The organism is Corynebacterium sp. HMSC28B08 (assembly GCF_001806865.1).
In the GTDB taxonomy this organism is placed as follows: domain Bacteria; phylum Actinomycetota; class Actinomycetes; order Mycobacteriales; family Mycobacteriaceae; genus Corynebacterium; species Corynebacterium auriscanis.
The window spans coordinates 41,889-51,964 of sequence record NZ_KV786144.1 but is presented as its reverse complement, the minus strand read 5'-3'; the positions used below and the strand labels follow the sequence as shown (position 1 = coordinate 51,964).

Below are 10,076 nucleotides of genomic sequence, written 5' to 3'. Positions count from 1 at the left end.
GAGGGTGCCCACCGCAACCGCGGTGGGCACCCTCCCTTTCATTCGCTGTGGTGGCTAGTCGTCGTGTTCGCTCGGCAACGTTCACGCGAAGCCTCACGCGCTCTCATCGCCGAGCACGCTAAGCCTCACGCAGACGAGCCATGGTGTTCACTAAGCGACACGCTCGCTCGTCCCCACCGGCGCACTAATCGTTTTGCAAGTACGAGAGCATGCGCAGGATCTCGGTGTACAGCCAGACCAAGGTGACGGCCAGGCCCAGAGCCACGCCCCATGCCATCTTGGATGGAGCACCAGAGCGGATCAGGCGATCGGCTTGGTCGAAGTCCAGCAGGAAGCTCATGGCTGCCAGGCCGATGCAGACCAAGGAGAAGATCCAGGCGATAGGACCACCATCGCGCAGTGGGCCCGCACCATCGGTGAACAGGGCAAACACGAGGTTACCCAGGGCAAGAACCAGCACACCGATCATCGCTCCCACCATGAAGCGTGTGAACTTCGGGGTCACGCGAATGGCACCGGACTTGTAGACGAAGAGCATGCCGACGAACACACCGATGGTTCCCAGGATCGCCTGGGAGATCAAAGCACCGGCATTCACGCCGCTGACCGCAACGTTCGCCACGATCCAACTGAAACCACCGACAAACAAGCCCTCAAATGCCGCATATATCAAGGTCACTGCAGCAGAACCATACTTGTTGCCGAAGGTAGCCACCATGACGGTGATAAGGCCGCCGATCATGCCCACGAAGAACAGGATCGGCGCCAGAGCGGACTCCATGCTGAACAGGAAGTACTCCACGATCGCGAAGGCGATGATCACACCCAACGTCATGCTGGTCTTCGCGACAACATCATCCACAGTCATGGGGCGGTCGGAAACACCGGCTGCACCGAAGTTCGGAGAGTGTTGAACGTTGTCCATACCCTGGTGCACGGTAGCGGTTTGCGTAGCGCCGTAGGCCGAGGTTGCGTAGGGGTTGGCTGGGTTAAACCCCTGCTGCCCCTGTCCCCCTTGCTGCCCGGATTGAGCGAAGGGGTGCTGGCTCGTGTTCTTGGCTAGCGACCCCATAAACGGATTGGAAGTTTTCATCATCTTCACTTTCTGAGTCTCTGTTTACAGTGGATCTGCTGGTCAGTACATGTTCCACTGTTCTTGCGATCAAAAAATCTTATGATCGAAGAACCTTACGTCCAGTGTAACGATTGACGTGGCGATTTAGTTCCCGCATCCCCGGGGTTTTCTTGTGAACCTCTTCGCCACGGATCCCCGAAAAGTGCAGAGGAGCGCTGGTGGGAGCGGCGCGTGGCGTCGACCCACAAAGAGATAAAAATAGGCAAAGCGTATCGACAGATTCCACCGCGGGGGGCCGATAGTTAGGTAATGTGCACAACATGACACCTAAGCGACTATCCGTTGGCCCCCTGCCCGAAGAGCTAGCAACTGAGCTGCGCAATTTGACAGTAAATACTCGGCACAACAATCTCGACCCATCCGGCGATACACAAACTATCGAGACCCCTTTCACCGGCGAGCAGATCTCGTGGGTTGGCAAAGGTAGCGAAGAGGATGTAACCGAAGCCTTCACCGTCGCCCGTCGTGCACAGCGTTCGTGGGTGCACGTTCCGTTTTCTGAGCGCAAGCGCATTTTCTTGCGCTTCCACGACCTGCTGCTGCGTAATCGCGAGCTGGTGACGGATATGATCCAGCTAGAAACCGGCAAGAACCGCCCCAGCGCGTTCGATGAGGTCCTGGACATCGCCAACAACGCGCGCTACTACGCTAATCACGCCGAAAAGTTCATGTCCCCACGCAAACGCCGTGCGGCCATGCCCGTCATGATCAAGTCGCGCGAATACCGCCACCCATTGGGCGTGGTTGGTCAGATTTCGCCGTGGAACTACCCGCTGTCCCTCAGCATCGGTGATGCCATTCCGGCCCTTCTGGCCGGCAACGCCGTAGTTGCTAAGCCGGATTCCAACACTCCTTTTACTGCCCTTTTGGCCTTCAAACTTCTTTTCGACGCCGGGCTGCCCCGCGATCTCGTGCAGCTAGTTACCGGTTCGGGCCGGGTGGTGGGCACCGCAATTTCCGAGCAATGTGATTTCCTGATGTTCACGGGCTCCACGGCAACGGGCAAGATCCTGGGTGAGACGATGGGCCGTCGCCTGGTGGGATACTCCGCTGAGCTGGGGGGTAAGAACCCGCTGATCATCGCGAATGATGCAAAGATGGATTACACCGTTCGCGGAGCCCTTGATGCGTGCTTCTCGAACTCCGGCCAGTTGTGTGTCTCGATTGAGCGTATTTACGTGGAGCGGGATACCTATTCGGAATTCGTCGGTAAGTTCAGCGACGCGGTTAAGGCCATGTCCATCGGGCCGGGATTCGAGTGGGAGGTCCAGATGGGGTCGCTTGCCTCCCAGCAGCAACTGGATACCATAACGAAGTACGTGGAAGATGCCCGCGACAAGGGAGCCACCATCGTCGCCGGCGGCCGCCACCGTCCTGACCTGGGCCCTTACTTCTACGAACCAACCGTCCTGACCGATGTTCCAGAGGACGCACTATTGCGCACTGAGGAAGTCTTCGGCCCCGTGGTGTACATCGAGCCGGTAGAAGATGTGTACGAGGCCATCGAGAAGGCCAATGACACAACCTACGGGTTGAATGCTTCCGTCTTCGGTTCTTCCGAGACCGCGTGGCGTGTGGCACCGCATGTCGAAGCCGGCTCGGTGGCCATTAACGATGGCTACACCACCGCATGGGCCGCGATCGATAACCCGATGGGGGGTCGCAAGGAATCCGGCGTGTCCCACCGCCATGGCGAAGAAGGACTGATCAAGTACACCGCCTCCCAAAACATTTCCGAGCAGCGCTTCATGTACTTCCGCGGCCCGGAGAGCCTAAAGCGCAAGACGTACGCTGCCGTGATGTCGAAGGCAATGCTGCTGGGTAAGGCTTTCAAGGTTCTGCCTTAGTCCGAGGAACCGGGGGTGGGGCGCCCCGCGCAGCCAAGGTGCGAGGGATAAGCTACCTAGCTGGTGCAAACCCCCTTCCAAGCACCCTTAGCTGGTCTATTGCGTTAACGATAGCCTGCGGTTTTCACAAGGCGATCGATACTGCCGATTGGTATGCAGCTAAGCAGCAACGCGGCAACTGTGAATACAATCCAATAGTTCACACCCGGGGAAATTTGGGGGTTGTATCCTGCTAAAAACACACGTTCCGAGCCAGGAACATGAAGTGTCTGGGCTGTCAATATCACCACGATGATGGCCAGTGGCACAGCAAGGAAATGGGGGCTGGCGATGACCCGAGAACTAAGAAGTGTCACTGCACTGATGATCAGCGCACTTAAAAGTGGTACCCACCAGCGAACTTCTGCGCCGAATTCTTCCACCAAGGAGTGTGCACAGATCAACGAGGGGATTGTGCCGGTGGCAAGAAGCACGGCACCGCTAACAACGGCTCGATATTGGCTTCTATGCCACCCCATTTCCCATGTTCCGTGCGGTCTGCAGATTTCTGCTGCGATCACGAATGCGCCGACATAACCAGTTAATTCACCAATAACGATGGACCTTCCGTTTAGGCTAGAGACCAAGTCCAGTTCTAAGGTGAATGCTCCCCAGAAGTGGGCCGCCAGACCGGTGAGGCCTAGCACAACCGCAATTCGCCCCCAGCGGAACACTCGTATGAGCGGGTGAGTTTTACTCATTTCAGTGGCCAGCTTTCTGGTGTCGCACGGCACTCCGCGATTGCTTGTTGATTGTTTCTGATGTAGTTCCACATCACTTTTCTAGTATGTTCAGGGTTGGCTCCCCGGGGTCCTAGGACAAGCCAATCTTGGAGCTTCGCAGATATATCTGTGCCGGCAGATCCTGGTTTGTTAGCACACGCCCAAAAACTAGTGAGATGTTGGGCCAGCTGTATACCCACACCATTGGTTTCCCCTGGTGTGAAACGGATAATGACTACCTCTTTGGCCAGCTTGCGCGGGGCCAGAAATAAAGAACTGTCAATGAGGACTAGGCGAGAAGGGTGGGATTCTCCATAGTTATGGAGCACCGACTCCACATGTGTGGAAATATCATCTAAGTCTTTCAGATGAGCGCGGTGTACACACACGTCCGCTCCGCGCAACTCGCGGCACTCACGGGGTGGTTGAGCCTCCAGCCCCCATAAGGGAGTGTTCTTTTTCTCCGCCAGTACTACGGAACCGCCAACGGTAACTGCTAATATCACCACACACGCCCCAGCTAACGTCCAATTCACTGGGGTGTTCGTCAACATCCGTGTCACTCCAAGCAATGCGCCAATAGCCACCACGGCAAAAACTATGTTGCCCACGCTCACGGGCACGCTTAAGAATTGACCTGGGTCTTGCGGATATGGCCGAAACGGTGCAATCAGGATGTAATCGTCACCAAAATAATTCGCCGTCTGGCCCCACATGAACCCAATGACCGCGGCAACAGGTACTGCAACCAGGGATCGAAATATGGCGGCAACCGCCATCCCCAGGGTGCACGAGGCCAAGAAAAAACCGAAGAAAACAATGATCACAGAAAGCTGGGGGACCCGTCGGTTGCGGTACGCGCAGTCTTCCACAACATCGGTGCTACGCCAGCGCAGGTTCCGAGCCCTGCAGAGATCACCAGTGGGGCTTGAATAACAACGTGCCGGAGGAACACAGGTACGGCCCCAACAGGGAGCATCGTCATGTGGTTGGGTTTACCGTGGCGCTGTGCCGCGCCCGCTGAAATACCGGCAAGGATGGGAAACAGCAATGCTGGGATGGTGCCCCACACGGAATCGAAATCAGTCCAGGTTGTGTACGACTGTTTCAGAAAACTCAGTGTTGGAAACACGGACAGGGCGCAGGCAATGAGGAAGGTTATTATGGTTTCTTTTCTCTTAAACGCAGCAAGGCCAAGGTTATTCATGGGCCCCACTCCGTCCTGCATTATCGATAATCTGCTCATAGGCTTGTTCGAAGGCGCTTTCTACGTGGCCTTCGGCGAAATCCAAAGACCGCTCCAATTCAGTAAGGGGCCCGCTGAAAGCAATTTGGCCTTCTTTTAGAATCCCCACACCGGTACTAATGCGAGAAATATCTTCAATGAGGTGGGTGGATAACAAGACGGTGGCGTGTTTGCCCTCATCGCGGATAAGATTGCGCATCGCGATGCGTGCACTGGGGTCTAACCCAGCGGTTGGTTCGTCCAATAACAGAAGATCGGGGTTTCCCAAGGTGGCGCACGCAAATGCGAGCCGTCGTTTTTGTCCACCGGATAGCGCCCGCACTGGTTTTTTACCGTGTGGTACTAAATCGACTTTTTCCAGGGCCTGGGCAACTTCTTTATCCCTTGCTGCTTTTTCGATGTGATGGACCCACGCGAGATACTCCAAGGTGTCGGTCACCGTCATCCAGGGAACAAATGTTGGGTCTTGGGGCATAATCCCTAGCCTGCGCCGGTAAGCTCGGAGCCGAGATCCTGTGCGGACCTCTTCGCCATCAGCGAGTATACTACCCTGTGATTCACGCAGCGATCGATCAATGAGCCGCATCAACGTAGTTTTACCGCTGCCGTTTGGCCCTAATAGGCCTGTCACCCCCGGCGATAATTCCCACGATAAGTTCTTGATGATAGGAATTTTCCTGAATAAATTTCGATATTCGAATGAGACATCGTTGAGCTGCACATGCATGCTAGGCCACTTTCACAAAGGTCGATGGTACACAATGCTGCCTCTTGAGAGGTTGGTCCCACTGGAATGATCAGCACATCAAGTAGCACTCATCAAGGGGCTCTCATCAAGGGGCTCTCATCAAGTAGCAGTCCTCATATTCTATGTATCAAATGTGCTTCTGTCACTAGTTTTGGAAAAGAATGAACACTTTACCTAGATTCAGCCGCACCCCAGTACACCGCCTCTAGGAAACCCAGTACGCCCCCTCTAGGAATCCCAGTACGCCCCTCTAGGAATCGCCTAATTCAAGACCCCAGAATGCCACTAGCTGCGGGTCGGGCGAATCGTGAGCTCTTCGATCATCGCCTCGTCCGTGGCATCCACCGCGAAGCGCACTGCCTTGGCTACTGATTCAGGGCGCAAGAAAAGCGACTCATCGTAATCATTGCCCCGCATCTTCTGGATCTGCCGTTGCATGTCCGAATCCACCTTGCCGGGATGAATCGAGCTCACACGGATTTTCCCCCGCTCTTCCTCTCGCAGCGCATCAGTGTATGCGCGCAAGGCAAACTTCGTAGTGGCATAGGGACCGTAACCCACACCACTGTGGTGCCCCGCCCCACTATTAATGGTCACGAGTGTTCCGTGAGCAGCACGCAGCGGAGCGATCAGCTGGCGAGTCAGTTCCGCGACTGCGAAAAGATTGACATCAAAAGCATGGCGCCACTGCACGGGTTCAGTTTCCGTAACCGGATCGTGCGCGACCACACCTGCAGAGTGCACTAAAACATCGAGACGATCTAGGTTGAGGGTGGCAACCTTGTCCGCTAGCACGTCCAGATCAGTCAGATCTGCGACAAAAGCCTGAGCACTGGGAAACTGTGCAGCCACGTCATACGCAGATGCACTGGATCCGCCAATGATCAGATGATGATCGGGGGCAAGCTGCTGCGCGACGGCTAGACCAATTCCGCGAGTGGCCCCAGTGATGAATGCGATCTTATTCATGATGATCTCCTCGAATACTGTGTCTGTAACAACTAACGTTTGTGTACCCGCACCAATCCGCGCCTGCACCCAGCCGACGATCCTCCGGGAGAACACATACCGTTTGTGTACCCGCACCAATCCGCGCCTGCACCGCTGGACCGCTCGGTCCTCGTTTTGCGCACCCGTGCTACTCGCACTGTAACCCACCGTAATTAACTACATTCCCACCGTCAGCGCCGCGGTCGCCGACGATACCGCCTGTGCGATCTGCATAGCCGAGGCCGGCGCTTGTCCCGTGTGAACCCGCCCGTCCATTCCCGGGTAGGCCGTAGTCGCAGCATGCTCCGTCGCCACTGCATGAACGAATAACCCAGCCAAGACATGGTCGTGGAAGATGGGGGCGTCGAAAGAAAAAGAGCCTTCAGCCGACCCAGCGTGATCCTTGGCCGCAGCGACCGAAGGGAAGAAAGCATCCCGCTTAACGATCGCGGCAGTCGCCCGTGCAACGTACGCACCCAACAAACCGGCCAACACATCACCCGAGCCCGGGGTCGCCGCCCACGAGGAGCCAGCGTTAATAACGCTCACCTGCGAAGCCGTGGCCAGCACCGAGGCACGCCCCTTCAGCAACACGGCGCAGTTGAGCTGCGTGGCCAGCATAACCGCCGCTGCCACTGGGTCGTCATTCGGGGACGGTGTGGTTTCAGTAGCCAACCGAGCAAACTCGCCGGCGTGAGGGGTGAGCAGCGTGAAGGGCTCCCTAGCGCGAAGCTTGTCCAGCAGATGCGGTTGCTGGGAAAGCAACGTCAGCGCATCCGCATCCACCACCACCGGCAGGATGGAATCCAATGCAGTCGCCAATTCCGCGGCCGCCCCATCGTCGGTCCCCCGCCCCGGACCTATAACGAGGGCGTGGGGCGACGAGGAAGTGGGCGTGGATGGTAAAGAATCCCCCAGCGGTTCAGTCATCACCAGGGCTTCGGGTGTAAAACTCGTGATCAGGTCTGGGGGCGAGAACAACCGGACAGCCGAACTGGTGGCGCGAACTGCGGCAACTGCTGCAAAGATGCCCGCACCGGGGAACCTATCGCTACCAGCGCACAGACCCACCACGCCGCCGGAGTACTTATGATCGGAGGGTTCGGGTTCTGTGGCGAACGGTAGGTTATCGGGCACGAGGGTTGTGACCCGGGCCGGCGCGGGCGCTGGGTCTAAGGCTGCCTCGGAGTCACAGGCGTGGGTCTGTGACACGCGATCTGCTCCGGTTACGGGGCCACATGCCAGGGACGCGAGAGGTTCGTAATAGGTCACGGGGTTGGTACTTGCCGCGAGTAGTTCGGCGCTTAAGGCTAGTCGCGTTGCCCTGCCGGCCGTAGCGGGCTGCACTAAATCGACCAGCTCGACCCGGCCGCACCATGGAGACAGGGCGTGGGCGAACCGTAAACCACCGAAGGTTACCGTCACGCTGGCCCGCACGTGCGCAGGCACGTTTTGCACGGACCACATGCAGTCTTCCGGCTCAAACCCGCGCGCGTGAACGGTGATGGGATCCGGTATCGCGCCCGTATCGGCGTTCACGCCCGACGGCACGTCCACGGCCACGACTGGCACTGCGCAGCTGTACGCATCCGCCAGAAACTCCGCCACTTCTGCTGTGAGCCCCCGCTTGCTCCCCAAACCCGCAATGCCGTCGATCACCATTCGCACGTCGGGTGCCACCGGCAGCTCGGTCACCCATTGGCCACCTGCGGTTTCGTAGGCTTCGCACGCGGTTTCTTTTACCCGACGCCCCTCTGTCACCGCGTACGCCACCACCTGGTGACCCAGTTCCAGCAATCGGGCGCCGGCGTACAGCGCATCGCCACCGTTACCACCTGGCCCCACGAGCAAGACGATGGTCTGGTTCTGTTCCTCCCCTGCCACGTGCCCCTCCGGAGGCGAGCTGGGGGCCACGCCATCCCCCGGACGCAAGGTAGACGCCGTGTGACCCTCCGGGCCCGAGCTGGAGGCCGCGCTATCCCCCGGACGGGAGCTGGGGGCCGCGCTATTCCCCGGACGCGAGGTAGACGCCGCGTGACCCTCCGGACGCGAGCCAGCAGCCACATCACCCACCCGCCCCGAGGTGGTGCGTGGGGAGGTAGTGAGGAGCTCGTCAGCTACACGCGCGACCTGCTCAGCGGCGATCTGCATGAGTTCATCGGGGTGGTTTTGCTGTTCCAGCAGCACTTTCTCCGCTTGCCTGACCTCTTGCGCGGTAAACAGTTGCTTCATACCTCGCCATGGTAGCGGTCTCCAAGGGTTCTATGAGGGGATGTTTGTACCCAAGAAAATTACCCCCGCAAAAACAGTTGAACAATTGGGCATTTTGGCCGGTCACCACTGCAATGGATTTGTTATATTTTTGTGATACTACACCCGATGACATTCTTTGTAGCGCCCACTCGTAACGCATTCCACAGATCCACGTTTGTGTAGATGAGCATCGGGAAAATCCCGCTGCAAACACCACTCCGAAAGGATTTAAAATGATCGAGAACGCAGCAGCATTCTTCACCGGCCTGGTTAAGCTGATCGCCGGTGGCATCAACGGCCTGGTCAACCTGTTCGCAGGTCTCTTCGTCTAAGGAATTCACTTTCCACCACGGCGAGGTCTAGCCTCATAACAAGGGGTTTCGCCACCCCTTGCCCGTCATCAAAATTCAATGACGGAACACCACCTTCTAAGAATCCCCAAATGGTCTAACTCCATTTAGGGGATTCTTGCTATTCAAATATAATTAATAACTTGAATACCCTCCACACAGCTATTTGAACGACAGCGAAGATTGCACTCAATGCAACCTCGGTATTCCTGACATCCAGGCGCTGAAAATCAAATGTGCAGCAGAACTCCAACAAAAACGCGCCATTTTGTCAGAGCTCTGCTGCACATTGTACGAACTAGAGCATAGCCGGCAAATGCAACGCCGAGATGGAGCCTGCGCGTTACTACGCCCCGCCCCGCGCCTAGATACGGCCGTGGGAGCAATGTCGAGATAGAGCCCGCGAGTAACTACGCCCCGCGCCTAGATACGGCCGCGAGAGCAACGCCGAGATGTAGCCCGCGGGTAACTACGCCCCACCCCACGCCCAGATATAGCCAGTCTGCACTACGCAGTGCTGCGGACGGTGAATACGAGGTAGTTCGGAATAATACGGGAGACCCTTCGAGCTCCCCGGTGCCTACATTCCCGACATCCAGGTACTGAAAGTCAAATGCGCAGCAGAAGTCCAACAAAAACGCGCCATTTTGTCAGAGTTCTGCTGCACATTGCACGAGTAGGCGCGTGCGCGGCGGGTGCTGCGCAGTTTCCAGCACCGCTGCAACCCCAGCACCGTTTCCAGCACC

At 57.3% G+C, this 10,076-nt stretch carries 8 protein-coding genes; 1 reads left to right on the top strand and 7 read right to left on the bottom strand.

Annotated elements, in window-relative coordinates; genetic code table 11:
• Positions 1 to 184 precede the first annotated feature (184 nt).
• On the bottom strand, positions 185 to 1,093 hold the full coding sequence (locus HMPREF3098_RS01275) for a Bax inhibitor-1/YccA family protein (protein ID WP_070433696.1): 909 nt from the start codon (positions 1,091 to 1,093) through the stop codon (positions 185 to 187).
• 302 nt (positions 1,094 to 1,395) lie between these two features.
• Between HMPREF3098_RS01275 and HMPREF3098_RS01270 the strand changes: the two genes are divergently transcribed.
• The gene (locus HMPREF3098_RS01270; RefSeq protein WP_070433695.1) at positions 1,396 to 2,982 is read left to right on the top strand and encodes a succinic semialdehyde dehydrogenase; all 1,587 of its coding nucleotides are present in this window, start codon (positions 1,396 to 1,398) and stop codon (positions 2,980 to 2,982) included.
• A 104-nt stretch (positions 2,983 to 3,086) separates the two neighbouring features.
• Here HMPREF3098_RS01270 and HMPREF3098_RS01265 read toward each other — a convergent pair whose 3' ends face one another.
• The 6 genes from HMPREF3098_RS01265 to HMPREF3098_RS01240 all read right to left on the bottom strand — a co-directional run bounded on the left by HMPREF3098_RS01265 (position 3,087) and on the right by HMPREF3098_RS01240 (position 8,959).
• Positions 3,087 to 3,722, bottom strand: coding sequence for a hypothetical protein (locus HMPREF3098_RS01265; RefSeq protein ID WP_141739627.1), 636 nt, complete (start codon positions 3,720 to 3,722; stop codon positions 3,087 to 3,089).
• Positions 3,719 to 4,570, bottom strand: a complete 852-nt coding sequence (locus HMPREF3098_RS01260) for a hypothetical protein (protein WP_070433693.1) — start codon at positions 4,568 to 4,570, stop codon at positions 3,719 to 3,721. The genes HMPREF3098_RS01265 and HMPREF3098_RS01260 overlap by 4 nt, the downstream gene beginning before the upstream one ends.
• The gene (locus HMPREF3098_RS01255) at positions 4,567 to 4,950 is read right to left on the bottom strand and encodes a hypothetical protein (protein ID WP_070433692.1); all 384 of its coding nucleotides are present in this window, start codon (positions 4,948 to 4,950) and stop codon (positions 4,567 to 4,569) included. Before HMPREF3098_RS01255 ends, HMPREF3098_RS01260 begins: the two co-directional genes overlap by 4 nt.
• Entirely contained in the window at positions 4,943 to 5,716 is a 774-nt protein-coding gene (locus tag HMPREF3098_RS01250; protein WP_070433691.1) for an ABC transporter ATP-binding protein, read from the bottom strand. Before HMPREF3098_RS01250 ends, HMPREF3098_RS01255 begins: the two co-directional genes overlap by 8 nt.
• A 306-nt stretch (positions 5,717 to 6,022) precedes the next feature.
• On the bottom strand, positions 6,023 to 6,706 hold the full coding sequence (locus HMPREF3098_RS01245; protein ID WP_070433701.1) for an SDR family oxidoreductase: 684 nt from the start codon (positions 6,704 to 6,706) through the stop codon (positions 6,023 to 6,025).
• Between the two features lie 198 nt (positions 6,707 to 6,904).
• On the bottom strand, positions 6,905 to 8,959 hold the full coding sequence (locus tag HMPREF3098_RS01240; RefSeq protein WP_070433690.1) for a bifunctional ADP-dependent NAD(P)H-hydrate dehydratase/NAD(P)H-hydrate epimerase: 2,055 nt from the start codon (positions 8,957 to 8,959) through the stop codon (positions 6,905 to 6,907).
• Positions 8,960 to 10,076 lie beyond the last annotated feature (1,117 nt).